Below are 25,416 nucleotides of genomic sequence, written 5' to 3'. Positions count from 1 at the left end.
AACTAAGAAATTCACAGGCGTGAGCCTGATACGTTTAGCGGACACAAGGCCGTTATGCAGATGACTCACCCATGCCGGTTCGGCTCTGGCAAAATAGCGCTCGGTTAAGCGCGGGTTATTTCTGCGCAGCCAAGCCAAATTAGATGCAGATGAGCAGATGTTGATGAGCGAAGACAAACCCGACAGCGCTGTCCGTATGGACACCTTGGCGCCTCATTTAGCCGTTGACGCTACGCAATGGGCGACGCGGCTTGGCCTGCCGCAGACAGGCGAGGCGGCGTTTGCTCTGCAACTGACGGACAATGGCTTGCAACTGGCCGAGCTGGGGCCGCAAGCGCCCGGGCCGGTGCGTGTGGATTTCGTCGAGGGAGCCGTTGCTCACCGGCGATTGTTTGGCGGCGGTAGCGGCCAAATGATCGCCAAGGCCGTGGGCATTCAGGCGGGGGTGCGCCCGTTGGTATTGGATGCAACGGCTGGGCTTGGCCGCGATGCTTTCGTGCTGGCGAGCCTGGGGTGTTTCGTGAATATGATCGAACGCCAGCCATTGATAGCGGCGCTGCTTGAGGATGGCTTGGCCCGTGCGGAGCAGGACCCGGATGTAGCGCCGATTACCGCACGCATGCGCTTGCATCTGGGCAATGCGATCAGCCTGATGAATGAATGGCAATGCGAGCGGCCGCAGGTAATTTACCTGGACCCAATGTTTCCCCATCGCGACAAAAGCGCCTTGGTCAAAAAAGAAATGCGCGTGTTTCGCCCGTTAGTCGGGGATGACATGGACGCCCCGGCCTTGCTGGCGGCGGCACTGCAGTTGGCGACCCATCGAGTGGTGGTCAAGCGTCCGCGTAAAGCGCCAGTCGTGGAAGGTGCAAAGCCAGGTTATGCGCTTGAGGGAAAATCCAGCCGTTACGATATCTATCCGCTGAAAAAGCTGGTTCCAGCTGGCAAGTAAGGCCGTGGGCGCTGCTTGGGGTCAGTCTGGCTTGTAAGCACGCATGAACATGGCAACGTGCTGTTCAATGTGTTCCAGCGCAGCGTCGCCTTCCAGGGCTTCCTCCAGGCCGATCAGTACACAAAAGTTGGCTCCGCCCTTGATCAGGCAGAAAAACTGGTCGGCTGCGATATGTGTATCGTCGATTTTTAACTTGCCGCTGGCGTTGGCGCGCTCCAGCAAACGCTGCATTGCATCGAGCAGGCGTTGGGGCCCTGCCTCGAAGAACAGCTTCGAGAGCTTGGTGTCCTGGCCACTGAGGCTGACCATGACCCGGTGCAGCTCAATCGACTCACGGCTGTTGATCAGCGTATGAAAGGCGAGTGCAACCTTGAGCAGGATTGTTTCGATTGGGGTTTCGTCGGGCAACTCGAATAGCAGTTCAGGTATCTGCTCTTCGCATTTGGCCTGGACCGCCGCCGAGAACAGCGTCTCTTTGTCTGTGAAGTGGTTGTACACCGTGAGTTTGGATACGCCTGCCTCGGCGGCAATCGCGTCCATGCTGCTACCGTCGTAGCCGTTGCGCAGAAACAGGGTTTTCGCAGCCTCCAGAATAGCGCTGCGTTTTGCGAGATCCTTGGGGCGACCCGGGCCGTTTGACTGTAACAACTTGTTTGGCATTGGCGATTTTTAATACTGGACTGGTGAGTTTGGTATTTATACTATACCGCCAAGTATAAATATTCTAAAACTTTCCTGAAAGGCCAACGGTCATGTTCCAACATGTCTTTCGAATTGCGCTTCCCCTGAGTCTCATTGCTGTCCTTGCGGCCTGTGGTAATGGTGAGAAAACCGAACCGGTGATACGTCCGGCAATGGTGGTCCAGCCCGTGCCTTCTACTGCGTTAACGGATACTTATCCGGGCGAAGTGCGCGCGCGTTATGAGCCTGATCTGGCATTCCGCATCGGCGGCAAGGTGCTCAAGCGCCATGTTGATGTGGGTGATCGCGTCAAGAAAGGCCAGGCGCTGGCTGAGCTTGACCCGCAAGATGTGCGTTTGCAGCTTGAGTCCGCGCGCGCGCAGGTGGCTTCTGCGCAGGCGAATCTGCAACTGGTCAAAGCAGAGCGAGACCGCTACAAAACCCTGCAGGGTCGTCAGTTGGTCAGCCGTTCGCAGTATGACAATGCAGAAAACCTGTATCGCGCGGGGGTTGCCCGTCTCAAGCAGGCCCAGGCTGACTTCAATGTCGCCAACAACCAAAGTGACTACGCAGTATTAGAGGCCTCTCAAGATGGGGTCATTGCTCAACGTGCTGTTGAAGTTGGCCAGGTGGTTGCTGCGGGTCAAACGGTCTTCTCATTGGCTGTGGACGGTGAGCGTGAAGTCCGTATTGATTTACCGGAGCAGGCATACAGCCATTATCGTGTAGGCCAGCAGGTGAGAATTGAGCTCTGGTCACAACCTGACAAGCGCTTTGACGGGCATATCCGTGAAATGTCACCGGCAGCTGATGCGCAATCGCGCACCTTCGCGACCCGGGTTGCGTTCGACGCAGGAGATGTTCCCGCTGAGCTGGGTCAGAGCGCGCGGGTGTTTATTGCCCGTGAAGGCGAGGTTGCGCTGGCCATTCCTCTCTCGGCTTTAACCGCGGATGCAGGCAAGCCTTATGTATGGGTGGTTGACCCGCAGAGCTCAACGTTGAAGCGCACAACCGTACGGGTCGGCCCCTACAGTGATAATTCGGTGCCGGTTCTGGCTGGGTTGAAAGCTGAAGACTGGATTGTCGCGGCTGGCACGCAAGTCTTGCAGGAGGGGCAACAGGTCAAGCCGCTTGATCGTGAGAATCGTGCGATCCAACTGACGGCGAAGGAGTAATCCATGGATTTCAACCTTTCGCGCTGGGCCCTGCAAAATCGGCAGCTTGTGCTCTACATCATGATTCTGCTGAGTGTTATCGGCGCGCTGTCCTACACCAAGCTTGGCCAGAGTGAAGACCCGCCGTTTACCTTCAAGGCGATGGTTATTCGTACCAATTGGCCAGGTGCTTCCGCTGAAGAGGTTTCGCGGCAGGTTACCGACCGCATCGAAAAGAAACTGATGGAAACCGGTGAGTACGAGAAGTTGATCTCCTACTCGCGTCCCGGCGAATCACAAGTGACCTTTCTGACCAGTGATTATCTCAAGGCTGATGAAGTCAAAGAGCTGTATTACCAGGTCCGCAAGAAGGTCGGTGATATCCGCCATACCTTGCCGCAAGGTATTCAGGGGCCCTTCTTCAACGATGAGTTCGGTGACACCTTTGGCAATATCTATGCACTGACCGGCAAGGGCTTCGACTATCCGATCCTGAAGGACTATGCCGACCGGATTCAGTTGCAACTGCAGCGGGTCAAGGATGTCGGCAAGATAGACCTGCTCGGCCTGCAGGATGAAAAGATCTGGATTGAGCTATCAAATACCAAGGCCGCGACGCTGGGCTTGTCCTTGGCCACGGTGCAACAAGCGCTCAACCAGCAGAACGCGGTGACCACCGCTGGCTTCTTTGAAACGCCAACCGACCGTGTGCAGGTTCGTGTAGACGGACGATTCAAGACCCCCGAAGAAATTCGTGATTTTCCGATTCGCGTCGCTGGCCGCACCTTTCGCCTGGGTGATGTAGCCGAGGTCAAGCGCGGCTTCAATGACCCTGCTGCGCCGCGCATGCGCTTTATGGGTGAAGATGCGCTTGGTATTGCCGTGGCGATGAAGGACGGTGGCGATATCCTGCAACTGGGCGCTGCGCTGCAAAATGAATTCGCCCGTATTCAACAAACCCTGCCCGCAGGCATGCAACTGCATAAAGTGTCTGATCAGCCTGCAGCGGTTAAAACGGGTGTCGGCGAGTTTGTTCGGGTGCTGGCCGAAGCGCTGGTTATCGTATTGCTGGTGAGCTTTTTCTCTTTGGGCCTGCGCACCGGCTTGGTGGTGGCGCTGTCGATACCGCTGGTATTGGCGATGACCTTTGCCACCATGTATTTCCTGGACATAGGCCTGCATAAAATCTCGCTGGGCGCGCTGGTGCTGGCGCTTGGCTTGCTGGTGGATGACGCAATCATTGCGGTTGAGATGATGGCGATCAAAATGGAGCAGGGCTACGACCGTCTCAAGGCGGCGAGTTTCGCCTGGACCAGCACGGCTTTTCCGATGCTTACCGGTACGTTGATCACGGCGGCAGGCTTCTTGCCAATCGCCACTGCGCAGTCTGGAACCGGCGAATACACGCGCTCGATCTTCCAGGTGGTGTCCATTGCTCTGCTGGTTTCGTGGATTGCGGCGGTAGTCTTTGTGCCTTACCTAGGCGCCAAGTTCCTGCCTGACCTGGCCAAGCTGCACGCTCGCAAACACGGCGGCAGTGAAACCGGGCACGACCCCTATGCAACGCCATTCTATCGGCGTGTACGGCGTACTATCGCCTGGTGCGTGCGCCGGCGCAAAACCGTCATCGTTATTACCGTGGTGATGTTTTTGACCTCGTTGGGGATGTTCAAGCTGATTCCGCAGCAATTTTTCCCTGCGTCCAATCGTCTTGAATTGATGGTCGATTTGAAGCTGGCCGAAGGCGCTTCCTTGCGCGCCACCGAAGAACAAGTCAGTCGCTTGGAAACCATGCTTAAAGCGCATAAAGGCATTGATAACTACGTGGCGTATGTAGGCACGGGCTCTCCGCGTTTTTACTTGCCGCTTGACCAGCAACTGCCGGCGGCGAGTTTTGCCCAGTTTGTGGTGTTGACCAAGAGTATCGAGCAGCGTGAGGAGATTCGCAGCTGGTTGATTAAAACCATGAATGAGCAATTCCCAACCTTGCGCACACGTATTTCGCGTCTGGAAAACGGTCCGCCGGTTGGTTATCCGGTTCAGTTGCGGGTTTCGGGTGAACACATAGATAAGGTGCGGGCGCTGGCACGGCAGGTTGCGGTCAAGGTGCGTGAAAATCCGTACGTAACCAATGTGCATCTGGACTGGGAAGAGCCGAGCAAAGTCGTGCGGGTCAATATCGACCAGGCGCGAGCGCGTGCGCTCGGTATTACGTCTGAGGATGTTGCCAACTTTCTGCGTTCTACTCTGGTCGGCAACAGCGTAAGCCAGTTCCGTGATGATGACGAATTGATCGAGATACTCCTGCGCGGTACCGATCAGGAGCGGCGCAGCCTGGACATGCTGCCGAGCTTGGCGATCCAGACCAGCAGCGGCAAGAGTGTTGCGCTGTCACAAGTGGCGACACTGGAGTATGGCTTCGAAGAGGGCATTATCTGGCACCGCGAGCGCTTGCCAACGGTCACAGTGCGCGCGGATGTCTACGGCAAGGAGCAGCCCTCAAGCATTATCCAGCAGATATTGCCGACCCTTGATCAAGTGCGCGAGCAATTGCCAGCGGGCTATCTGTTGAATGTCGGTGGCACAGTCGAGGATTCGGCCAAGGGCCAGAAGTCGGTGAACGCGGGCATGCCACTGTTTATTGTGGTGGTCTTGACCCTGTTGATGCTGCAACTGAGAAGTTTCTCGCGTACGGCAATGGTGTTTATCACTGCACCGCTGGGGTTGATTGGCGTGACCTTGTTCTTGTTGCTGTTCAACCAGCCCTTTGGTTTCGTCGCCATGCTCGGCACCATCGCGTTATCGGGGATGATTATGCGCAACTCGGTGATTCTGGTTGACCAGATCGAGCAGGACATCAGCGCGGGACAAGACCGCTGGAATGCAATTATTGATGCCACAGTACGGCGGTTCCGTCCCATCGCCCTGACTGCGTTGGCTGCGGTGCTTGCAATGATCCCGTTGTCCCGCAGTATCTTCTTCGGGCCGATGGCGGTGGCGATTATGGGCGGCCTGATTGTCGCGACAGCCTTGACCTTGCTATTTCTGCCCGCGCTCTACGCGGCCTGGTTCAGGGTCAAGGAGCAGCCGCAAAACTAAATGTGCAGGCTCCCGCAAGGGAGCTATTGCGCGTTTGACTTGTCTACCCCCTGGCGAGGCGCGTAATAGGCACTACGTTTGGGAGCGTGCCCGTCACCACCAGCTTTGGTAACACAGCCTGTACTTCACAGTGCTTTCACATGCGAGAGTGCATTGTATGCAGGGTGTTCACTCAATGAGGGCATCACTTTGAAATTGTCGTACATAAAAGCACTAGCCGTATCAATTCTCGCATTGGGCCTCGCCGGGCCGGTAGTTGCAGCTCAGTCGGCCAAGGTTTTTGGTTGGGTAGAGGAAGGCGAGATCGAGCCGGAAGGCATCGCCGTCAAGATCAAGCTCGACACTGGCGCCAAGACCTCATCAATGGATGCCAAGGACCTGGACCGGTTTAGCAAAGATGGCGACGAATGGGTACGTTTTAATGTTGAGCTGGAAGACACTGATACCGGCAAGCTGAAAACCATGGAGGTTGAACGCAAAGTCGTGCGCAATATCAAAGTGCGCGGTGCCGGTGGCTCAGAGCGTCGTCCGGTGGTGATGATGAGCATGTGCATTGGTGATCAGGTTTACAAGGAACAGTTCTCACTGAAAAACCGTGGCAAGATGAACTATCCCGTACTGATTGGCCGTAGCACCATCGAGCACTTGGGTTTGGTCGATGTCTCCAAGACATTCACCAGCGAACCCAATTGCAAAAAATAGCTATTGTTGGCAAATATCAGCCATGAAAAAGCCGCGATTATCGCGGCTTTTTCATGGCGTCTGGCTTAACAGTTCGCGGGTTTAAACCAGCTCGGCCCACATGTCGTATTCGTCTGCATCGACTATCACTGCCCGGACTTTATCGCCCGGTTTTACGTCTGTGCTGGCGATAAATACGCTGCCGTCGATTTCCGGGGCATCGGCGTAGCAGCGAGCCACGGCGCCTTGATCGTCAACTTCATCGATCAACACATCCATCTCTTTGCCGACTTTCAGTTGCAGGCGGGCGGTGCTGATGGCTTGTTGATGCGCCATGAAGCGATCCCAGCGATCCTGCTTGACATCGTCCGGCACTAGGTTGTCGAGCAAGTTGGCTGGTGCGCCTTCAACCGGGGAGTACTGGAAGCAACCTACGCGGTCGAGTTGGGCTTCGGTCAGCCAGTTGAGCAGGTACTGGAAGTCTTCTTCGGTTTCGCCGGGGAAGCCAACAATAAAGGTCGAGCGGATGGTCAATTCCGGGCAGATTTCCCGCCAGTTCTTGATCCGCGCCAAGGTTTTGTCTTCAAAGGCCGGGCGTTTCATCGCTTTAAGCACTTTCGGGCTGGCGTGCTGGAACGGAATATCCAGGTAAGGCAGGATCTTGCCTGCGGCCATCAACGGGATCAGTTCGTCGACGTGCGGGTATGGATATACATAGTGCAGGCGCACCCAAACGCCCAGGCTAGAAAGCGCCTCGCACATTTCGGTCATGCGGGTTTTAACCGGCCGTCCGTTCCAGAAATCGGTTTTGTACTTCACATCAACGCCGTAAGCGCTGGTGTCCTGAGAGATAACCAGCAGTTCTTTGACGCCGGCTTTAACCAAGCGCTCAGCCTCGCTCAACACTTCGCCAACCGGCCGGCTGACCAGCTTGCCGCGCATCGACGGGATAATGCAGAAGCTACAGCTGTGATTACAGCCCTCTGATATTTTCAGGTAGGCATAGTGACGCGGCGTCAGCTTGACGCCTTGCGGCGGTACCAAGTCGATCAGGGGGTTGTGGTCCTGGCGCGGCGGCACCACTTCATGCACGGCGTTGACCACTTGCTCATACTGCTGCGGGCCAGTAACCGAAAGCACACTAGGGTGAACGTCGCGGATCGAGCCTTCTTCAACGCCCATGCAGCCGGTGACAATTACCTTGCCGTTTTCAGCAATGGCTTCGCCAATCACTTCCAGCGACTCAGCCTTGGCACTGTCGATAAAACCGCAGGTGTTAACCACCACCACGTCGGCGTCTTCGTAGGTCGGCACGACCTCGTAACCTTCCATACGCAACTGGGTCAGGATGCGCTCGGAGTCCACCAGGGCCTTGGGGCACCCTAAGGAGATAAACCCTACACGCGGATTACTTTTAGTATTTAATGTCGACATGGGCCATTCACGGGAGAGCAAAAATTAGCGCACGAGTATACAGTTATCTGCGGTTTTCTGATCCACGGCAATCGACCGGCAGCAGTGCCGACCGTCAGCTGCTATACGCCCAGCGGTGGGCGGCTGAGCGGGGATTGGTGCTCGATGAGTCTCTGTCGCTTCGTGATGAGGGACTATCAGCCTACCATCAACGTCATATCAAGCAGGGTGCGCTTGGGGCGTTCCTGCTTGCCGTCGATGAGGGGCGCATTCCTGAAGGGTCGGTGCTGATTGTCGAAGGTCTCGATAGACTCAGTCGAGCTGAGCCTCTGCATGCACAGGCTCAGCTGGGTCAGATCATTAATGCGGGTATCACTGTCGTGACTGCCAGCGATGGTCGTGAGTACAACCGGGTCGGGCTTAAAAATCAGCCTATGGATTTGGTCTATTCGTTGCTGGTGATGATCCGCGCCCATGAAGAGTCGGACACTAAAAGCAAGCGAGTCAAAGCCTCGATCCGGCGCCTCTGTGAGGGCTGGTTGGCTGGTTCTTACCGGGGAATTATCCGCAATGGTAAAGACCCGAGTTGGTTGCGCTGGGATGGCCAGGCATGGCACCTGATTCCTGAGCGTGTTGAGGCCGTGCGGTATGCCATCGAGCTATACAAGCAGGGCAATGGTGCAACACGGGCCGCCCGCAAAATGGCTGAAAGCGGCATGGCTCTTACAGACAGACCTATGGCCGGGCAGCAGCTATACCGTTTAGTGAAGTTACCGGCATTGCGTGGCGCCAAGCGCATCAGCGTAGATGGAGAGGATTATCTCCTCGAGGACTACTACCCGCGTTTGATGAGTGACGACGAATTCAGTGAGCTTGAATCGGTCGGTGCCGTGCGCCATGGCCGACGCGGAGCCAGTGACATCGTCGGTATCGTCACAGGAGTTGGGATAACCTATTGCGGATACTGCGGCACGGCTCTGGTCGCGCAGAACCTTGTGAGCCGGGCGCGTGAAGATGGCTCAATCGCAGATGGTCATCGTCGCTTGCACTGCGTTTCCTATTCCAATGGACTTGGATGTTCGGCTGCGAGTTGTAGCTCTGTGCCGGTGGAGAAGGCGGTGCTGTCTTATTGTTCAGACCAGATGAACCTTACTCGACTGTTGGAGCCTGCGGAGGATGGCCAGCTATTACAGAAGCGATTGCAGACCGCTCGCCGCAAGCACGGTGAGGTCGAGAAAAAGTTATCGCGGGTGACTGACGCTTTGTTGGCTGCCGACCAAGGTGTTGCCCCTCTGGCATTTGTGCGCAAGGGGAGGGAGTTAGAGGCAGAGCTGGCAGTACTGCAGGCTGAGCTTGATCAGTTGGAGCGGGAGCAGAATGCACAGGGTAAAAGTAGAACGCCTGCAGCAGCTGAACAGTGGGAGAAACTAGCGTCCGTAGCAGGTGATATATACAACCCTGCGCGGGAACAGTTGCGCCAGTTGGTGTTAGATACCTTCAGCCGGATTGTGGTTTACATGCGAGGATTGGTGGCTGACCCGAAGAGTAAGACCATCGCTGTCTTGCTCGTTTCCCGTTCGGGCCAGCGGGTTTTGCTTGAAGTAGATCGCCGGTCTGGCGAATGGGTCTCCCGCTCAGACCGGGTATAGTTCGGTTGGGTTACGCGGCTTTGCTTTTATTCGTACTAGCCGCTGGCGCAACAGGTGGGCCGCTATGTACCACCAGATGCCCTTGGCCTTCCCAGAAGTTCTCTTGTACTTCAATGCATACCCGCCAAGCAGCCCATGCCACGGAGCTGCCGGACTCTATGACCTTTCCGTCTTGATCGACAATGGCCAAGTATCCCGGTCGACCTTCAGTGGTTGTGGCGCTGAATCCTTTGCTGACGGTAGCGCTGATGCGTGCAGCATTCAATTGTGGGTTAGGCACTGAGTTTTTCACGCCGCCTCCTTTGTTGGCCATGCGCCGACAGCATCGTAAATTTTCGCAGCTTGCTCTTCGTCGAGCGAAGCGCCGCATGGGTTTGCAATCCAGCCCGAGCCGACCAGGTGTTGCTGGTTGCACTCGTTCACCAACTGGCGATAGTAGGTCTCGATCACGTCAGTGATTTGATCGGCTCGATATACACCTTGCGGTTCGACCTCGCTGCTTTTGATGTAACGCTGACCTGCTTGATCGATACACAGGGCGCTGAAGTAAATCACCCAATGGTGCGGGATATCGCAAACTGCGTCTGCAATCGCCTGGCCGGGTGCAATTGACTTAGCGCTCTTGTAATTGATCAACCCCTGTTTGCCGCTTGGGTCGATGTTGACCACGGCCACATAGTTGGTGCTGAGGATTGCGCGTAGATTGCGTTCTAGGCGGCGTCGGCGGTTGTACGGGCGTCGTGTGCTCATGCCACAGCCCTCCCGCGATTTGTGCTGCTAAGCAATTCCATCAGTCGGTTGAAATACAGAATGCTTGCAGCGCTTGGTGGCAAGGGCTCAATGCGTTCGGCCATCGGTTGAGTGCCGGCGAGGCAGTCCCATGCTGCAGGGTGGTCCGGCATCAGATCCCGGCGCTCAGTTGCCAGCGCGATCATGTCGGCGTCGTGCACGCAGGGAGGCAGTTCGGGATTGATCTGGAAGTGACTGCAGATGGCCAGCCAAACCCGTCGCTCTACAGTCTGGTAGATTGGCTCGATACCCATAGCGTAGGAGTATTCGCGCATCTCCATTTTTAGTGGCCGAACAAGGTCGCCAACATAGGCTTCAGCCGCGTCATGGAGGAGGGCAACCAATTGGTGCTCTTCGGGTACCAGGTCAGCCACGATGCAGGAATGCTGAGCAACACTGTAAAAGTGCTCGGTGTGACCGTTGAAGCGGCACTGCATGCTAAGGCTGTGAGCAATGTCCATGGGATGAATCATGGCGGCAGTGGGCGTGAGCAAATCGAACTTCACGCCGCTGCGTGTGAGTATCCACGTCATACCGCTACCTCCGGATCAGCTGCTTTCAGTGCTGTGCGAAGTCGTGCGGCCATATCGAGCAAGCCCTGATTGGCTTGTCTCGCAAGCTTTCCTTGGTCAGGCGCGTCCAGAGCATGAAAGGTGGTGGCTGCAATGCCCAGCAGCTGCGCCGCCTGACTAAGCGCCATACGGTCTTGCTCTGTGAAAGGATTCGCTCGGCGCGCATAGACTGCGATACGGGCATCGCAGTCCTGCAGGATGCTTTCAATGCGTTGTTGGTGACCTTTTTTCTCTAAGTCCCGGGCGTGTTTTACCCGACACAGATCAGCGTTCAATGCGCCGAGTCGTTCTTGTTGATCAGCCAGGCATGATGCGCGCCCACTTGCGTAGCCGATCGCTTTGTAGCGGTTGCGTACTTGTAGTGAAAGCGGGATGAGTAGTGCTAATCCGATGAATAGGCCGACTGATAGCCCTGTATAGATTGGATTCATGTGCTGTGTCCCCTGTTAAGTCCGGCGCCTGGTGAGGGCGCCGTTTAAATGACAGTTGCTTAAGATTCAGAAGTGGTTTGTCGATTTGTGTTATCCAATCGCATATCGCCAAGTGGTGCGGTTGCGGCGCCTTCCCTTGCCAATTGCGTTCGGGCTTTAATCTCTACGGCGATGCTTGTGTTGATTTGGTTTGCACATCCAATGACGCCGCGTAGAGCGTCACCGGAAAGACTACCCTCGCGAGCCAATGTGAAGCAGCGAGCTAGTTCGGCTCTAAGTTCTCCAGTGGTTTTCATGCTTTTCTCGCTATTTTGAGTAAATTGATCATTACGGCTTCACGGTTTTTACCGTTGAAGCGGCGAATGACATCAAGCACTTCTCGGTAGTGGGGTTCGTAGAGCTGAGCTGGTGGTTCACCTCTAAGCATTCCAACGCCCTGGCAGCACCATGGTATTGCTGCCTTGTAAACCGGCCCGGCACTACCGTGGGATGCTTCTCTACAAAGGTGAGTGCCTATTTGGCAAACCTCCTCCGGGGACAACCATGTGTTCCATGTAAGTCTTCGCATGACGCTACGGACTCTGTATGAGGGCTTGTCCTTTCGGGTTGACCGAGGGTTTAGGTTGCGTACCTTCCTCCGCGCTAAGTGGGGTAGCTTTTCGTTGTCACTAGGAGTCATGTGCTGTGTCCCCTGTTAAGTCCGGCGCCTGGTGAGGGCGCCGGTTTGGTTGTTGCTTACTTGTTAGCGTCGAATGTGCCGATCAACAGAGTGGCCGAGCCGCCCACTTCTGTGGTCAGTACGGTTTTGAACTCTTTGGCGATTTCTTCGCGTTGCTGTTCTTCCCCGACCCATCGTGGTTTGAGGGCTGGTTTCTCTTCGCCGGTCAGCACGCTGAGTGCCAGCGTGAATACACGCATGCCGAGACCTTCAAATGGCACAATGTTGAAGTGCAGCTTGGCTGGCAGGGTGTCTTGGCTTGCGGCCTCGATTGCGTCCATGCTGCTGCGGTTTGCGTGGAAGTTGCCTTCGGCAGACGTGCGCTCTGCGCTGGCTTTGATGGTGATGTTGCGAACAGCTGCGATGGCTTGAATCATGCTCAGGGTGTCGCCGCCTGAGTCTTCCGCTGTCAGGTTGTTGCGCCAATCTTCCATCCACTCGGCTAGTTCTTTCTGGCTGAGCTTTTTGCCTGCCAGTTGTTGAAGCGCGACGTAGGCGGCAGTGGGTTTCAGTCGCAGAACTGCGGTGTCATCAGCATGGCCAGGGGCTGTTTCATCGCCGAGGTTGAAGAACACCTCGCAAAGCATGGCATCCTGGTTGATGAAGCCTTGGGCGTCGGTGCTGTTGCGATCAATCACATAGTTCGAGAAGTCCGCCAGCGACTGAGTGCTCAGCGTGCCGCGAAAGCGAGAGCGGCCACTCTGGTAACGCTCCAGATTGTGAAGCTTTACGGATTCCGGCAATGCAGCAAGGCAGGTGTCTGTACTAGGCAGTTCTGCTGCGGCCATTGCATTGGCGATGATCAGTTGCAGCGTGTCTTTGTTAAACATCGGGTGAATCCTTTTGGTAAGTGGTTTTTGGTGTTGCGATTTCAGTGGTTGAGCCGGGGCTTAAACCTCGCGGGCTTTAACCGGTGCCTGGTCGGGGGAGAACATCTGTGCTGTCGGGTCGTTCTGAAACAGTTCGATCCCGTTGGCAGTGACGTACATAGGTGTGTCGAGAGTGGTGTCCTCTCGGCGCTTGCCGCGCTTGGTCGGTTCAACAAAATCCAGGGTGTGAGTGATTGCCACCTGGTTGCTCTGGCCGATTTGTTTCAGCTTGAACTTGACGGTGACTTCACCTGCTTTGTTGAACTCAATAACGCCAGCTGCGACGTCAGATAAGGCGCGGCCAACCTGCTGGCTAAACACACCCGCGTTGAGTGAGCCAATAAACTCGCTGGTATCGGTTGCTTTCATTGTGCTGTGTCCCTGTTGGGTCATTGGTTAAGCCGCTTGGTCGGCGGCGGGTTTGTTGCTCGGGTCATTGCGGTCAATGAAGGCCGCAAGATCTGTTAGGTAAACGATGTGCGGTGCTTTGCGCGTGCTGTGATGCTTCGATAGGCGCAGGTTGATGCGACCTTCACGAATCTCCGTGAGCATGTGCTTCTCGCTTTCGATGTGCGGGAAGTACAGCGCCATCACCTGAGCCAGTGTTGGGCACGGAGAGGCAAACTGACTGCGCAACTGGTCAAGTGTCGTCATGCTCGCGCTCCGTTACTTGCCAGTGGCCGCATGCGCGTTGCGATCAGTTGCGTCAGGCCCTCAATCGTTTTGCCGGTTTGGCGGTCGACAACATTGCCCGCCCTGTCGGTAATCACTACGCCATAGGGCACACGCTCATCATTAGTCAGCGTGACGTGAGGCAGATGAAAGCGTGGCGTTACAGCCAGCACTGCGCTGTAAAGCCGCCCTAAGTCATCAATGTGCACGGCATTGCTTTGCAGTTGCTCTATGGCTGACAAAGCTGCAGAGCGCAGCTGTGCCTGGCTCACCACGGCAGGGTGGTCCAGTTGCAATAGCGCAAGTTTGAGGGCGCCAGTGGCGTTATTCAGGGCACTGGATTTCATGCTGCAGCGTCCTTTTGTTGCGTGACCGTAATGTTGAGTTGCTTTGCCAGCCAACTGACGCCGGACTCAGTGACCATGACCACGCCGTAATGACTCCAGCCATTAATGCTGGAGTTCCAGCGTGATCGGGTATCAACGAACAATTGGCCCTCAGTGCGCGGCGATACTTGAAGCTCGCCAGAACTATTAAGTACCTTGAGCTCGCGAAGCTTGCTACGCAGGTGGCGTTCGCTGATACCGAGCAGGGCAGCTGTGGCTTTGAGGTTCCGGTGCATGTGAGTTACCTCAGGCAGCGTCGAGCAATAGCTCGATATGTTCAGCAAGCCCTGAATACACATCGCTCGCAGAGCCTGAGCAGAAGTGAGTTGTTTCATCTTTGCAGGCAATAGCTTTGGCAAGTGCTTTGTGCATGTGAACGCTGATCACAAAACCGCTGGCCAGTGTTTTGCTACCGCCTTTGCTGCAGACGTGGCGCAGCGCTATCTCATCGTCGTTACTAAGCACTGGCTTAGGCGCGTGCCCCCCAGCTCTAGGCAGAGACGGGGCTGCTGACTCAATGTCTCCATTGGCCATGTCGAGAATAAAATCACGTAGGTGCAAGTGATTAGCTCTGTCTGAACGCCGAAGTTTCACTTCGCCGCAGTGCCCGCCAATCTCTACATTGCAGCGGATCTGGGTCTCGGTGAGCTCAACCTCAAAGTTGGCTTGAATCACCTGTTCAGGGCTGTGCAGGTGCACTACAGCCTTGCCGCCCACTTGCAGCATGTGGTGAAGCAGCTCTTGCTTTGAGAGGGGAATGTCGTAACAGCTCATGCGGCACCGTCCCAAGGACCGAAGTCCTCGAATGCCGGTAGGGAGGGTTGCTTGAGTTGCGGGCGCCCACCATTGATGACGATCAGCTGGCCGGTAGCCTGCTGAATATTATGAATGGTGGTGGGGTTAGAGGCCGCTGCCGGGTGTAGATACACCGGACAGCGGGTGTTGCTGCGTGCTGTGTCCATTGATGCGTTCCCTTGGTTGTGGGGTACGCAGACACATTACCTAATGGTAATTGGTTGGGTCAATACCTTTTGGTAATTTTTGATAAAAAGGTACTAGAGTAAAACGGAGTACCAGAATACTTTTCCGATCACCCTAATGTTCTCTCTTACAAAGTCGCCTTCGTAGCGTTCGTCTGGGTGTTCTTCTGAGTTATAGCTGCGCAGCCTCAAGCCTCCGGCCGGTAATCGATAAAGTAGCTTCACCCGTAACTGACCGCCGTGATCAATAGCGTACATTTTGCCATCGACTATCTGGGTCGTTGAGGTGTCGACCCCTGCAGTACTGCCATCTGGTAGTACTGGCTCCATGCTGTTACCTGTAACTGGTACGCATGCAGCGGCCTCGGGTGGGACGCCTTTGCGTTGCAATGTGCGCCGGCCAAAGCGCAGCTTCCGGCCAGTGGTTTCCAGCATAACCTCGGATCCTTTTCCTGCTGAAAGTTCAACTTCCTTAAAGAACGGTAACTCAACTTCCTCGGGGCCTAGAGGTGTTTCATCATCCCAAATTTCTATTGGGTCGAGATGTACAGAAGACGAGCCTTTGAGCATGTCTTGGCGTTCAGGAGTATCTATGCCTGGCGGTGAGTCAAGTGCGCCTGGGAGCAAGCCAAGAGCTTGCTCAACATGGCGAGCGAATTTCTCACCTATTGGCTTTGAGTTTTTACCGGGTTCAGCCAAGCAGCGGCTTATGTAGCTAGCCTGTCTGTCTACTGCCGCAGCCAGTGCGCTCTGGTTTCCACTGAACCGAGTGCGTACTAGTGAGGAAAGATTGGTGCGTCTGATGTTTTGAGTGTCCATGCAGCAATAATCCGTGGCTGTTACTTTAAAGTAAATTTCCTTTAGGTATTGACTGCAATTACCAAACGGTAAATACTTTGCTCGAACTTTGTCCTCAGCTGAGAACCTTTATGAAATTGCTGGATTACATCAAGCCCCTGACAAAGGAGCAGTTGGAGGTGTTTTCATCCAGCTGCGGTTCGACAGTAGGGCAGATCAAGCAGGTCGCCTATGGTCGGCGTGCGAGCGCCGAGTTGGCGATTCGCATTGATATTGCGAGTCTTGGACAAGTCAGCTGTGAGGATATCCGCGGTGATATCGACTGGAAGTATTTGCGAGACAGCAGTGCCGATTCCAAGCAAGCCGCTTAGCTGGCTTTAGCAACAAGCCTGACGCCTTGGCGGCAGGTGCAATAGAGGCCGAGACACAGGGTAGTCCACTTACCAAGTTTCAACCCTGGTCTCGGCGGTCCGGTAATCGGTTACCACACCGAAAACCTCAACTACATCCCGCCGGGACACAGCACGTATACAGGCGGGGTGTTGCTGTAGTCGCATCATAAGGCATCTGCTTTGGTGCTGCTACGGCGTTACAGGGGCGTTAAGACCTATGAGTCGTAGAGATCTATTACCGGACGCTGGTCCGGTTTTGAATTTACGCCAAGCGCTTTACCGCGCTTCGCGTGATTACCACGGTGGCCAGAACTCTCTGGCACTTGATTTGGGCATACCAGCCGATGAACTGGGTAAGCGGTTAAGCCCGAAGGACAACCGTCCGATTAAACCTGAGCTGATTGAAGAAATTGTCGGGCTGACGGGTGACCCTCGTTTGTTGGATGCGCTGACACGCCCTGCAGGCGCCGTTTGGTTTCGGCCTAAAGCCGTCGAAGCGTCCGGTGACGCGATGAAAGCATTAGGCGCGTTTCTGCATGAAGAGGGCGAGTTTGTTGGCAGCTTGCATAGCGGCGCAGCAGACAATAAGTGGGAGCAGCATGAAGTGGTCCTGCTCGAGCAACATGGGTACCACTTAGTTGCTCGCATTCTCGGCATGATGGCCGGTGCGCGTATTGCGATGGAGGGTGCTGATCATGGCTGACTTCGCAGACTTGGGTAGTGCGCTTTCTGAGCTACAACTGGCTGAAGCCTTGGCGCGTCAACAACGTGCAGCAGCATTACCGGCGACCAGCGCCATCTGGTGTGAGGACTGTGGTGAGGCTATCCCTTTGCTGAGGCGAGAGAAACTGCCAGGTTGCCAGACCTGCATCGATTGCCAGCGATTGAGGGAGGTGACGCGTGGGTGAGCAAATCCCTGTCACGCTGCAAGACTTGCCTGTGCTTCTGGAATTCATCTCTGCAAGTGATCGTGATACCTGGGTGCAGGTTGGAATGGGCATTAAGGCTGAGTTCGGCGGCGATGGCTGGGATGCATGGAACACCTGGAGCCAGAGCGATAAAGACTACAAATCGAGTGATGCAGAATCGGTATGGAAGTCGTTTCGTAAAAGCGGTACCGGGTTCGGAACGGTGCTCAAGTTGGCGCTGGATAATGGTTGGACACCTGAGAAAACCGAACTGAGCGCCGAGGACAAACGGCGTTTTGCGCGTGAGCAGGAGGCGCGTCGTAAAGCGCGCCAAGCCGAGGTTGAGGCCGACGAAGCGTTGCTTACACGTATGCGTGCATTGGTTGCAGCGCGATGTTCAGAAATTGTTGCTGAACATTTGACCGACACCGGCACAAGCCCGTATTTGGAGAAAAAGCAGTGCCCGGCGCTAGGTGTTGGCTTTATGCGGCACACAGTGGTTTTTGAAATTGATGATCAGGCAGAGCGTTGCCAGCTTTGGGTTGGCGAGGATGCTGCAGATTATTTGAAAAATGTTCCTAGGCCTCGGCCAGCCCATCTGTCGATGATGGTACTGAAACGGGGCGATTTGATAATACCGCTGCGTGATGTGAGCGGGCATATCCATACCCTTCAGCACATCAATAGCACGGGTACAAAGCTGTTTCCCAAGTACGGCCGCAAAAGCGGCTGTTTTCATGTTTTGAGTGATATTTCCGATTGCGAGCTGATTGGCTTGGCCGAAGGTTACGCGACCGCTGCCAGCTGCCAACTTGCGACAGGGTGGGCAATGGCGGTTGGCGTTGATTCAGGCAACCTGCCTAAAGTCGCTGCCGCTCTGCGGGAGTTGCGCCCTGATGCACGTATTGTTGTTTGCGGTGACGATGACCCGAATGCGCCTGGTAATCCGGGCCGCACCAAAGCCGAGGTGGCTGCGAAGGAAGTGGGCGGGGTAGCGGTTTTCCCAGTTTGCGATTCCGGCACAGATTGGAATGATCTGCATGTGGCCAAGGGGTTAGAGGTCGTCAGCGACCAGCTTTTGGCTGGGCTTGAGCAGGCTGATGCGCATGCAGCACTTCCCCCGACCCCATCTGCTGTTGAGCCTACGGCGCCTGGCGGCAGCTCCGGAAACGGGGGGAAGGGGGAGGAGCTGAACATAGCCAAGGTGTTGCGGCGCTATGCATTAGTTGAAGGCACTACCCATGTGTGGGATCGCGATAAGTCGATGCTGATGAAAAAATCAGCATTTGAAGCCCGGGTCGGTAAGCCGCTTGCCAAAGAGTGGGTAGACAACACTGATAAGTGTTTGATTGCGGCTGACCAGGTTCGCGAGATCGAGCAGGCACGCCGTATGGCTGGCAAGAAAGGTGGCGCGCTTGGGATGCCGCCTGTTGAACGTTATGTGTACATCGACGGCACCAAGGATGTGTGGGATCGCGAGAAAAAGCGGCGGGTACCGGAAGGCGCGGTGAAAATGGCGCTGGGCGATGCCTATGCGTTATGGCTGAACAGTGCTGAGCGACGTGTAGTCGATGTCGAACACATCGTTTTTGACCCGACAATGAAGAAAGACCCTGCGGTGTATATCAATACTTTTGAGGGGTTGCCGCTTGAACCAGTGCGCGATGATGAAGCCTGCGCAAGCATTCGCTGGTTGATCGCATTTTTATGTAATCACGATGAGGATGCATACAGTTGGCTGGTGAAATGGCTGGCCTATCCGCTGCAGCACCTTGGCGCGAAGATGGATACTGCGGTATTGATGCATTCGACAATGGAAGGCTCAGGCAAAAGCCTGTTGTTTGCAGACATCATGGGCGCGCTATATGGGCAGTACGCGGCCACGGTCGGGCAGACTCAGCTCGAGAGCAATTTCAATGCTTGGCAGTCGCGCAAGTTGTGGGCTGTGTTTGAGGAGGTTGTCAGCCGTGACCAGCGCTACAACCAAGTAGGGAAGATCAAGCACCTGGTCACAGGTAAAACGGTGAGGATGGAATCGAAGTTTATTAACGGTTGGGAAGAGTCCAACCATATGAACTCGGTGTTTCTCTCAAACGAGATTTTGCCTTGGCCAATCAGTGAGAGTGATCGGCGCATGCTGGTTATGTGGCCAATGGAAACGTTACCGGCGTTTCGCCAGCAGGCCATTGGCCGGGAGCTGCGAGAGGGTGGTGTGGCTGCGTTATATGCCTGGTTGCTTGATGTCGATTTGGGTGACTTCAATGAACGGACTAGGCCACCAAAGACTGAGGCGCGTGAGCGTTTGGTCGCACTTAGTCGGACTGGTTGGCAAACCTTTGTTCAGCTGTGGCGATCAGAGGAACTCGGTGCGGGGCTTTGGGGAGGGTGCTTGAGTTCTGATTTGTATGCGTTGTTCCTTGAATGGTGTCAGCGCAACAAAGAACATACTATGAGCCAGACCAAGTTCAGTTTGTTCGTGAGTAGTGAAGTTGAGAAGACCCGAAGTATCCCCTGGAACGAGGGGAAAAACAGACGCTTTGGTGCATTTTTCATCCCGGATGACAGTGAAGCCTCCCTTCCCCCATCATTCAAAGCCGCAGAGCTGGGCCAGATGGTTGCCTGGTGGCGTAGTAAAGCCCGCCAAGCAGGCTGGAATGTTGAGGGCTGGGACCATCTCAAAGGGGAAGCCGCATGACTTCCTTATCAAGTGTGTTGGGTGTGTTGGGTATGTGTCGGGTTGGTTTTCGCAACCCAACACAATTTCAGCCCAGTATTTCCGGGGTCTCTAGCGGTGTGTGTTGGGTGTGTTGGGTTTTGCCTCGCGCATGCGCGTGCTTACACAAAATATTCCCTGAACACTCAAAAGCCACACGAAAAAAACTCTACGCGATAGCTGAAAAACCCAGCACACCCAACACACCCGACACAAATAATAGTAATCCTTTGATTTATATAGGATTTAAGTGTGTTGGGTTTGTGTTGGGTATGGCGGTTTTGTGTTGGGTTGATGATTTGAAACTGGAGAGCGGCCATGATTGAAGCAATTGAGGCCGCTTTGCGGCATTGGGGCGAACAAAACCACAAGGCTGGGAGTGCTGGTGGCCTTGGCAGCATGATGGGCACCATCATCGAGTACGGCGGCTGTGCCCCGCGTGGTGGCGTACCAGGCGCTCGCATATTGCTGGCGGGTGCAGGGCCTGACCATTTGGCGAGTGAGGTGGGGCTTGCATTGGCAACAGTGCAACGCACTGGGGAAGATGGCCAGCGGTTGTGGAAGTTGGCGTGTAAGCGCTATGGCAATCAACCTGAGCTTGCGCTTTGTGACCAATTGGCTGATCTGGAGCTAGCTGGCGGGGCCACAGGTGAGCGCGCCTATTATCGAATGTTGCATAAGTTGCATGTACAGGTTGAGGCTGAACTGCATGCCAGAGCACAAAGGACGCGGGGCGTTCAGCGGGAGGCAAGGGTTGCTGGCGACAAAGTACGGAAGGCTGCTAGAACACAAGCACGTAAGGCACATGCACAGCGTGGGACTGACTTATACAAGGGGTCTGCCTAATACCATTCGTCGAGCAGCAATGCAGGATAACGCCGCATTGAGCTGTGAAACGGAGATATAAAGAAGCGGCTTAAATCGACGGTTTACGCCGTGTCAGTCGAGGGGTACAAAGTCATCACGATTTCATAGGTACGCCGATACGACGCGTTTCTTTGAAGTTGGACCGCCAGCTGCTGTGTCTGGCTACCCCGAGCGTTCCCTGGCGCTCACCAACGAAGCCCCGCCAAGTGCGGGGCTTCGCCTTTTCTGGCTATTGCATTTACCTGGCGGCAGTAGCCTTTGCCTGTGCTGAGCGGGCCTTTTTATTTGAGGAGTACCCATGACGCAGGAGCAACAGCAAGCTTTGGCTGAGATGCCCGTATGGGTTGTGCTCGTTATCGCGGTGGTAGCAGGTTTCAGCGGTGAGATGTGGCGCGCCGATAAAGCTGGCCTGCGCGGCTGGGAGTTGTTTTACCGCGTCATCTTGCGCGCCGGTGCATCGGTCGTGTTCGGTCTGGCAACCATGCTGATGGTGTGGGCAAGCGGCGCGGCCTTGCTGGTTGCAGCCGGGTTTGGATTTATCGTCGCGACCATGGGCGCCGATGTTGCCAGCGCGCTTTACGAGCGCTGGATAGCGAAGCGGGCAGGCGTCTGTGATGTGCCATCAACGCCAGAAGACAACAAGTGAAAGCGCTAATATCAGCTCTTTGACTACACCGGCTCAGCTTCAGGTGGGTCTGCTTCATCGTCAGATGAGTGCCGCTTTTTCAATGCTTTGACAGGGATTGAAACAGTCAAGAATCCGTATGTGAAAACGTTGATGAAGTGGAGAACAAGTAAAACGACTTCCTTGCGTTGGATTGGCTCGCTGCCAGTCCAAAATAGATAGATTCCTGCAAACGAGAGCATGAATGTGGTCACGATAACCGCATAAGCAAAGATTCTAAAAGCTGATCCCATAAGCTTACGCAGTAGCTTGTTGAGCTGATCCTTATGCTCTTGGTTGCTCTTTAGGTATTGCATGTAGAGCCCAAGCATTGCCATTACAAGCATGAGGCCTTGGATTACCGTGTCCATTTATGTATTCCGTTAAGTGTGAATTGCCCAGTAACAGCGGGTCTTTGGGGTAACTGTAATGCGTAGCACGATATCCGCCAACGGTCTTGATGAAGCATTAGCCTCATTGAGTTCATTGGGCGAAGGTCTCGCGGCAAGAGCATTAGCCGATGCGCTTAACCACACGGCCAATCAAGCGCGGCTGGCGTTGCGAGCCGAGATGGCTGATGTGTTTGATCGGCCAACACCTTTCACGCTGAATGCGATACGAATCCTCAATGCCAAGCCCAATACGCTTGAAGCTGCCGTGTGGGTTAAGGATGAAAAGGACAACGCTTCCAAAGGTTTCGCGCCCGAAGACTGGGTCGCGCCGCAGGTGTTCGGTGGCCCTCGCGCAGAGAAGAAGAGTGAGTCATTGCTCAGGGCCAAACGGATACTGCCTGCGGGTAAGTTCATCGCGCCTGCGGCAGGGGCTCGCTTGGATGCATACGGCAATATCAGCCGGGGGCAGATGCAGCAAATACTCTCTGGCCTATTGGCTATTCAAGGCAGCGCTGGCTACACCGCCAACGCCTCCAATAGCTGGCGATCAATCAAGAAGGGGCACGAGCAAGCATTCTTCGTGATGCGCCGTGGCAAGGCGCCAATTGGCATTGCAGAGCGTCGAGGCAAGACTGTTCTGATGGTTCTCGCGTTCGTATCCCAGCCCCAGTACCGACGCCGCTTGGACTTCCACGGCGTAGTTGAACGCACTGCTGATGAGAGCCTTGAGACAAACGTTGATAAGGCCATCAGCAATGCCTTGAACGGTAACTTGCCGAGCAACTTCAAGCGCAGGCCGCAGTCGCAGCCCAGCCGCTAGCGGCCCTTCGGAGTGCGGCACAAATTCACGGGTCCTCCCTGGGCCCCGCCGCCCTATACGGGTAATTCGAACCATGTTTTCTCTCTAGCTGATATTTGCTCGGGGATGTCTGTCTTTTCAGAGGGTTAGGTATGGGCCAGCGAGTAACCAAGGCTCAGCTCAGTGAGATTGTCGGGCGTGATGAGCGAACGATCAGCCGCTGGCAAAACACCGGCATGCCAGTTCTTGAAATTGGCTTAGGCCGTGGCAACGAGAACGAGTACGACACCCAAGCTGTGATCGAGTGGTTAGTGCAGCTCGCCCAGCAGCGCGGTGAGAAAGAAAGCGTGCGTGACCGGCTCGACCGCATCAAGGCCGACCGTGAAGAACTTGCCCTGGCAAAGGACTTGGGCGAGGTCGTGATTGCTGCAGACCTGGTTGATCGCTTCGAAGCATCGATCACGGCGGCAAAGGTCGAGCTGTTAAACACCTTTCCTGAAAATCTGGCCAGCGTGTTGTCGGCTCGCTACGGCGTTGAAGTGGATGAACAACTGATCCGCGAGCCGATTGAAACCATCCTCACGGAGCTATCGAACTATGACCCTGACGACGATGACCCGTCAGCCGGGGATTATGACGAACCGGAAGATCCTGAGGACGCTGAGGACTAGCGCAACCAAAGCGTTGCGCCGGGCATTTCGCAAGTGGGCACCGCCACCTCGGATGTCGATTATCGAGTGGGCCGACAAGTATCGTTGGCTTGCTCCAGAAGAAGCGGCCCGTCCTGGTAAATATCGTTTTGAGGTGACGCCTCATTTGACCTGGCCGGGTGGCCCGCTCGAGGCGCTTGATGATCCTAACGTTACTGAGGTGGTCTGTCGCAAATCAGCGCAGGTGGCCTGGACATCCGGGGTACTGGGCAACGCACTGTGCAAGTGGATTGACATCGATCCCTCGCCAATCCTGGTGCTGTTCCCCAAGGCAGAGGCTGTCAAACAGTATGTCGGTGAGAAGCTGGAGCCGATGATTGAAGCAACGCCGCGCCTGCGTAAGAAAGTCGACCTGCGCAGCCGCAAGTTGCAACAGCGGCAGGACTTTAAGAAGTTTCCTGGTGGTTTTCTGAAAATGGTCGGCTCGAACAGCCCGGCCAGCGTTAAGTCCACGCCGGTACCACGTGTAGCCGTTGAAGAGCCAGATGACTGCAACCTGAACCTGCGAGGGCAGGGCGACAGCATCAAGCTCGCGAAAGAGCGGATGAAAACCTTTCGCCGCTCGAAAATCATCATCGGTGGTACGCCTACCATCAAAGGGCTCTCGGCCATTGATGCGGAAATGGAGTTATCCGATAAGCGCCGGGGCATGGTGCCTTGTCACGATTGTGGGCAAGAGCACGCGCTCAGCTTCGACAATCTGCACTGTGATGAAGATCCAGAGTACAGCCATGAGGTTTACGGTAAGCAACGCCCTGAAACCACGTTTTACACCTGCCCGCATTGCGGCTCAATTTGGGATGACAACCAGAAAAACGCCAATCTCAAGCATGGGCGCTGGGTGGCAACCGCGGAGTTCCGGGGCATCGCGGGTTTCGATCTGAACGAGCTGTATGCAACGTTCTGGGGTTCTCGCTTTCAGGTGTTGATGGAAAAGCAACTGCAGGCTCAGCACGATGCAGAGCAGGGCAAAATCGGCTCGATGATTGCCTTCGTCAACAGTTCAAAAGGTGCCAGCTATGAGTATCAAAGCGATGCACCTAAGACTGATGAGCTGGAAAAACGTGCTGAAGCCTATGCAGAACTGACCGCACCAAAAGGGGTGTTGCTCATTACCGCCGGGGTAGACGTCCAAGGTGACCGGCTTGCTGTTGTGATTGTGGGCTGGGGCCGGGGCGAAGAATCTTGGCGTCTGTACTGGGGCGAGTTACCAGGTAACCCGATTGACCCGAACGATGGTGTCTGGCGAGAGCTGGATAAGCTGCTGGCTACAGCGGTTCCGAGTGAGCACGGCTGTCAGTTGGTGGTTTCATCGGCCAGCATTGACAGCTCTGACGGGAATACCAACCACTCGGTTTACACCTACGTGCGGGAGCGGCAACGGTTCAATATTCACGCGATCAAGGGTGCATCCATTGATAGTCGTGAAAAGGAAATCTACACCAAGCCACCACAATCTCATGACACCAATCAGAGCAATACCAAGGCTGCCCGTTATGGCTTGCGCGTACACATGGTCGGGACCCATAAGGCCAAGACGCTGATTGATGCCCGACTTCGGCTCAAGGGCACAGGGCCAGGTCGGATGCATTGGTACAGCGAGATTCGTGCTGACTACTACGAGCAGTTGACCAATGAGGTGCTTGCTCCGCATCCGCGCAACCCAAGCAAAATGGTTTGGCAGAAAAAGGCAGGCCGTCGCAACGAGGCGCTGGATTGTGAAGTGTATGCATTGCATGCCGCTCGCAGTTTGAAAACGCACTTGCTCAAGGATGCCGAGTGGGACCAGCTCGAGCAGCAATTGCTCCAGCCGACATTATTCAACACAGAACAACCCGTCTCCGCAGTTCCCCGCCGTGCGGTAAGTCGTGGCCGTGGAACGCGTAGTCGCGCCAATCACTGAGGTAACCCATGACTGAAGCACAACAACGACTGGCTGAGGTCAGGGCGTCGATCAAGGCCATCCTCGAGAAAGGTCAGCGTGTGCGCAAGGGTGATCGCGAGGTCCAGCGCGCCGAGTTGGCCAGCTTGCGCATTTTAGAAGCTCAGGTGGCCCGTGAGGTCATCAATGAAACTGCTGCCTTGACAGGCCGTGGCCGTAGCCGCATCAAGTATCCGAGCATTTGA

30 protein-coding genes are annotated in these 25,416 nt (G+C 55.3%); 15 read left to right on the top strand and 15 right to left on the bottom strand.

All coding sequences use genetic code 11. The features are described 5' to 3' along the window. Positions 1-196: 196 nt before the first annotated feature. Positions 197-952, top strand: a complete 756-nt coding sequence (locus tag AACY26_RS12655) for a class I SAM-dependent methyltransferase (RefSeq protein ID WP_445261306.1) — start codon at positions 197-199, stop codon at positions 950-952. 21 nt (positions 953-973) lie between these two features. On the opposite strand, the gene AACY26_RS12650 is transcribed toward AACY26_RS12655, so the two are convergent. Then, on the bottom strand, positions 974-1,612 hold the full coding sequence (locus tag AACY26_RS12650; RefSeq protein ID WP_339514522.1) for a TetR/AcrR family transcriptional regulator: 639 nt from the start codon (positions 1,610-1,612) through the stop codon (positions 974-976). Between the two features lie 92 nt (positions 1,613-1,704). Here AACY26_RS12650 and AACY26_RS12645 point away from each other — a divergent pair, with 92 nt between their 5' ends. From AACY26_RS12645 to rloA3, 3 genes are all read left to right on the top strand, one after another. After that, positions 1,705-2,808, top strand: coding sequence for an efflux RND transporter periplasmic adaptor subunit (locus AACY26_RS12645; protein ID WP_339514520.1), 1,104 nt, complete (start codon positions 1,705-1,707; stop codon positions 2,806-2,808). 3 nt (positions 2,809-2,811) lie between these two features. Then, positions 2,812-5,886, top strand: a complete 3,075-nt coding sequence (locus AACY26_RS12640; protein WP_339514518.1) for an efflux RND transporter permease subunit — start codon at positions 2,812-2,814, stop codon at positions 5,884-5,886. Between the two features lie 189 nt (positions 5,887-6,075). Next, positions 6,076-6,588: a retropepsin-like aspartic peptidase RloA3 gene (gene rloA3, locus AACY26_RS12635; protein WP_339514516.1), complete on the top strand. Its 513-nt coding sequence runs from the start codon at positions 6,076-6,078 to the stop codon at positions 6,586-6,588. Positions 6,589-6,669: 81 nt separating this feature from the next. On the opposite strand, the gene rimO is transcribed toward rloA3, so the two are convergent. Continuing rightward, on the bottom strand, positions 6,670-8,001 hold the full coding sequence (rimO, locus tag AACY26_RS12630) for a 30S ribosomal protein S12 methylthiotransferase RimO (protein ID WP_339514514.1): 1,332 nt from the start codon (positions 7,999-8,001) through the stop codon (positions 6,670-6,672). Between rimO and AACY26_RS12625 the strand changes: the two genes are divergently transcribed. Then, the gene (locus tag AACY26_RS12625; protein ID WP_339514512.1) at positions 7,992-9,629 is read left to right on the top strand and encodes a recombinase family protein; all 1,638 of its coding nucleotides are present in this window, start codon (positions 7,992-7,994) and stop codon (positions 9,627-9,629) included. The genes rimO and AACY26_RS12625 overlap by 10 nt on opposite strands. A gap of 10 nt (positions 9,630-9,639) precedes the next feature. On the opposite strand, the gene AACY26_RS12620 is transcribed toward AACY26_RS12625, so the two are convergent. From AACY26_RS12620 to AACY26_RS12565, 12 genes are all read right to left on the bottom strand, one after another. After that, the gene (locus AACY26_RS12620; RefSeq protein WP_339514510.1) at positions 9,640-9,921 is read right to left on the bottom strand and encodes a hypothetical protein; all 282 of its coding nucleotides are present in this window, start codon (positions 9,919-9,921) and stop codon (positions 9,640-9,642) included. Beyond that, positions 9,918-10,379 (bottom strand): hypothetical protein, encoded by a 462-nt coding sequence (locus tag AACY26_RS12615; protein ID WP_339514508.1) that lies wholly within the window; start codon positions 10,377-10,379, stop codon positions 9,918-9,920. Before AACY26_RS12615 ends, AACY26_RS12620 begins: the two co-directional genes overlap by 4 nt. Next, positions 10,376-10,951 carry a phosphohydrolase gene (locus tag AACY26_RS12610; RefSeq protein ID WP_339514506.1) on the bottom strand — a complete coding sequence of 192 codons (576 nt, stop codon included), beginning with the start codon at positions 10,949-10,951 and terminating at the stop codon, positions 10,376-10,378. The genes AACY26_RS12615 and AACY26_RS12610 overlap by 4 nt, the downstream gene beginning before the upstream one ends. Continuing rightward, positions 10,948-11,421 (bottom strand): hypothetical protein, encoded by a 474-nt coding sequence (locus AACY26_RS12605; RefSeq protein ID WP_339514504.1) that lies wholly within the window; start codon positions 11,419-11,421, stop codon positions 10,948-10,950. The genes AACY26_RS12610 and AACY26_RS12605 overlap by 4 nt, the downstream gene beginning before the upstream one ends. Positions 11,422-12,156: 735 nt before the next feature. Further along, positions 12,157-12,969 carry a DUF2303 family protein gene (locus tag AACY26_RS12600; protein WP_339514502.1) on the bottom strand — a complete coding sequence of 271 codons (813 nt, stop codon included), beginning with the start codon at positions 12,967-12,969 and terminating at the stop codon, positions 12,157-12,159. A 60-nt stretch (positions 12,970-13,029) separates the two neighbouring features. Next, on the bottom strand, positions 13,030-13,377 hold the full coding sequence (locus tag AACY26_RS12595; protein ID WP_339514500.1) for a hypothetical protein: 348 nt from the start codon (positions 13,375-13,377) through the stop codon (positions 13,030-13,032). 27 nt (positions 13,378-13,404) lie between these two features. Then, positions 13,405-13,662 carry a pyocin activator PrtN family protein gene (locus tag AACY26_RS12590; protein WP_339514498.1) on the bottom strand — a complete coding sequence of 86 codons (258 nt, stop codon included), beginning with the start codon at positions 13,660-13,662 and terminating at the stop codon, positions 13,405-13,407. Continuing rightward, complete coding sequence (locus AACY26_RS12585; RefSeq protein ID WP_339514496.1) at positions 13,659-14,027, bottom strand: hypothetical protein; 369 nt, start codon at positions 14,025-14,027, stop codon at positions 13,659-13,661. Before AACY26_RS12585 ends, AACY26_RS12590 begins: the two co-directional genes overlap by 4 nt. Further along, positions 14,024-14,302 carry a hypothetical protein gene (locus AACY26_RS12580; RefSeq protein ID WP_339514494.1) on the bottom strand — a complete coding sequence of 93 codons (279 nt, stop codon included), beginning with the start codon at positions 14,300-14,302 and terminating at the stop codon, positions 14,024-14,026. Before AACY26_RS12580 ends, AACY26_RS12585 begins: the two co-directional genes overlap by 4 nt. 10 nt (positions 14,303-14,312) lie before the next feature. Continuing rightward, complete coding sequence (locus AACY26_RS12575) at positions 14,313-14,840, bottom strand: hypothetical protein (RefSeq protein ID WP_339514492.1); 528 nt, start codon at positions 14,838-14,840, stop codon at positions 14,313-14,315. After that, the gene (locus tag AACY26_RS12570; RefSeq protein ID WP_339514490.1) at positions 14,837-15,028 is read right to left on the bottom strand and encodes a hypothetical protein; all 192 of its coding nucleotides are present in this window, start codon (positions 15,026-15,028) and stop codon (positions 14,837-14,839) included. The genes AACY26_RS12575 and AACY26_RS12570 overlap by 4 nt, the downstream gene beginning before the upstream one ends. A gap of 93 nt (positions 15,029-15,121) precedes the next feature. Then, positions 15,122-15,865: a S24 family peptidase gene (locus tag AACY26_RS12565; protein WP_339514488.1), complete on the bottom strand. Its 744-nt coding sequence runs from the start codon at positions 15,863-15,865 to the stop codon at positions 15,122-15,124. 110 nt (positions 15,866-15,975) lie between these two features. Between AACY26_RS12565 and AACY26_RS12560 the strand changes: the two genes are divergently transcribed. From AACY26_RS12560 to AACY26_RS12535, 6 genes are all read left to right on the top strand, one after another. Next, positions 15,976-16,215, top strand: coding sequence for a YdaS family helix-turn-helix protein (locus tag AACY26_RS12560; protein ID WP_339514486.1), 240 nt, complete (start codon positions 15,976-15,978; stop codon positions 16,213-16,215). A 238-nt stretch (positions 16,216-16,453) separates the two neighbouring features. Next, a complete protein-coding gene (locus AACY26_RS12555; protein ID WP_339514484.1) occupies positions 16,454-16,939 on the top strand; it encodes a phage regulatory CII family protein in 486 nt (161 codons plus the stop codon). Further along, a complete protein-coding gene (locus tag AACY26_RS12550; protein WP_339514482.1) occupies positions 16,932-17,144 on the top strand; it encodes a TraR/DksA C4-type zinc finger protein in 213 nt (70 codons plus the stop codon). The genes AACY26_RS12555 and AACY26_RS12550 overlap by 8 nt, the downstream gene beginning before the upstream one ends. Then, positions 17,137-19,839 (top strand): DUF5906 domain-containing protein, encoded by a 2,703-nt coding sequence (locus AACY26_RS12545; RefSeq protein WP_339514480.1) that lies wholly within the window; start codon positions 17,137-17,139, stop codon positions 19,837-19,839. The genes AACY26_RS12550 and AACY26_RS12545 overlap by 8 nt, the downstream gene beginning before the upstream one ends. 336 nt (positions 19,840-20,175) lie before the next feature. Then, positions 20,176-20,703 (top strand): hypothetical protein, encoded by a 528-nt coding sequence (locus tag AACY26_RS12540; protein ID WP_339514478.1) that lies wholly within the window; start codon positions 20,176-20,178, stop codon positions 20,701-20,703. 319 nt (positions 20,704-21,022) lie between these two features. Continuing rightward, entirely contained in the window at positions 21,023-21,370 is a 348-nt protein-coding gene (locus tag AACY26_RS12535; RefSeq protein WP_339514476.1) for a phage holin family protein, read from the top strand. 23 nt (positions 21,371-21,393) lie between these two features. Here the strand turns inward: AACY26_RS12535 and AACY26_RS12530 are convergent, their stop codons facing one another. After that, positions 21,394-21,759 (bottom strand): hypothetical protein, encoded by a 366-nt coding sequence (locus tag AACY26_RS12530; RefSeq protein WP_339514474.1) that lies wholly within the window; start codon positions 21,757-21,759, stop codon positions 21,394-21,396. Positions 21,760-21,817: 58 nt separating this feature from the next. Between AACY26_RS12530 and AACY26_RS12525 the strand changes: the two genes are divergently transcribed. The 4 genes from AACY26_RS12525 to AACY26_RS12510 all read left to right on the top strand — a co-directional run bounded on the left by AACY26_RS12525 (position 21,818) and on the right by AACY26_RS12510 (position 25,416). Further along, a complete protein-coding gene (locus AACY26_RS12525) occupies positions 21,818-22,600 on the top strand; it encodes a hypothetical protein (RefSeq protein WP_339514472.1) in 783 nt (260 codons plus the stop codon). 131 nt (positions 22,601-22,731) lie between these two features. Further along, a complete protein-coding gene (locus tag AACY26_RS12520; protein ID WP_339514471.1) occupies positions 22,732-23,250 on the top strand; it encodes a terminase small subunit in 519 nt (172 codons plus the stop codon). A gap of 52 nt (positions 23,251-23,302) precedes the next feature. Continuing rightward, positions 23,303-25,192, top strand: coding sequence for a phage terminase large subunit family protein (locus AACY26_RS12515; protein WP_339514469.1), 1,890 nt, complete (start codon positions 23,303-23,305; stop codon positions 25,190-25,192). 8 nt (positions 25,193-25,200) lie between these two features. Then, entirely contained in the window at positions 25,201-25,416 is a 216-nt protein-coding gene (locus AACY26_RS12510) for a hypothetical protein (protein ID WP_339514467.1), read from the top strand.

The organism is Pseudomonas sp. RL_15y_Pfl2_60, from assembly GCF_963970595.1.
GTDB lineage: Bacteria > Pseudomonadota > Gammaproteobacteria > Pseudomonadales > Pseudomonadaceae > Aquipseudomonas.
This window is presented reverse-complemented; position numbering and strand designations above follow the sequence as displayed.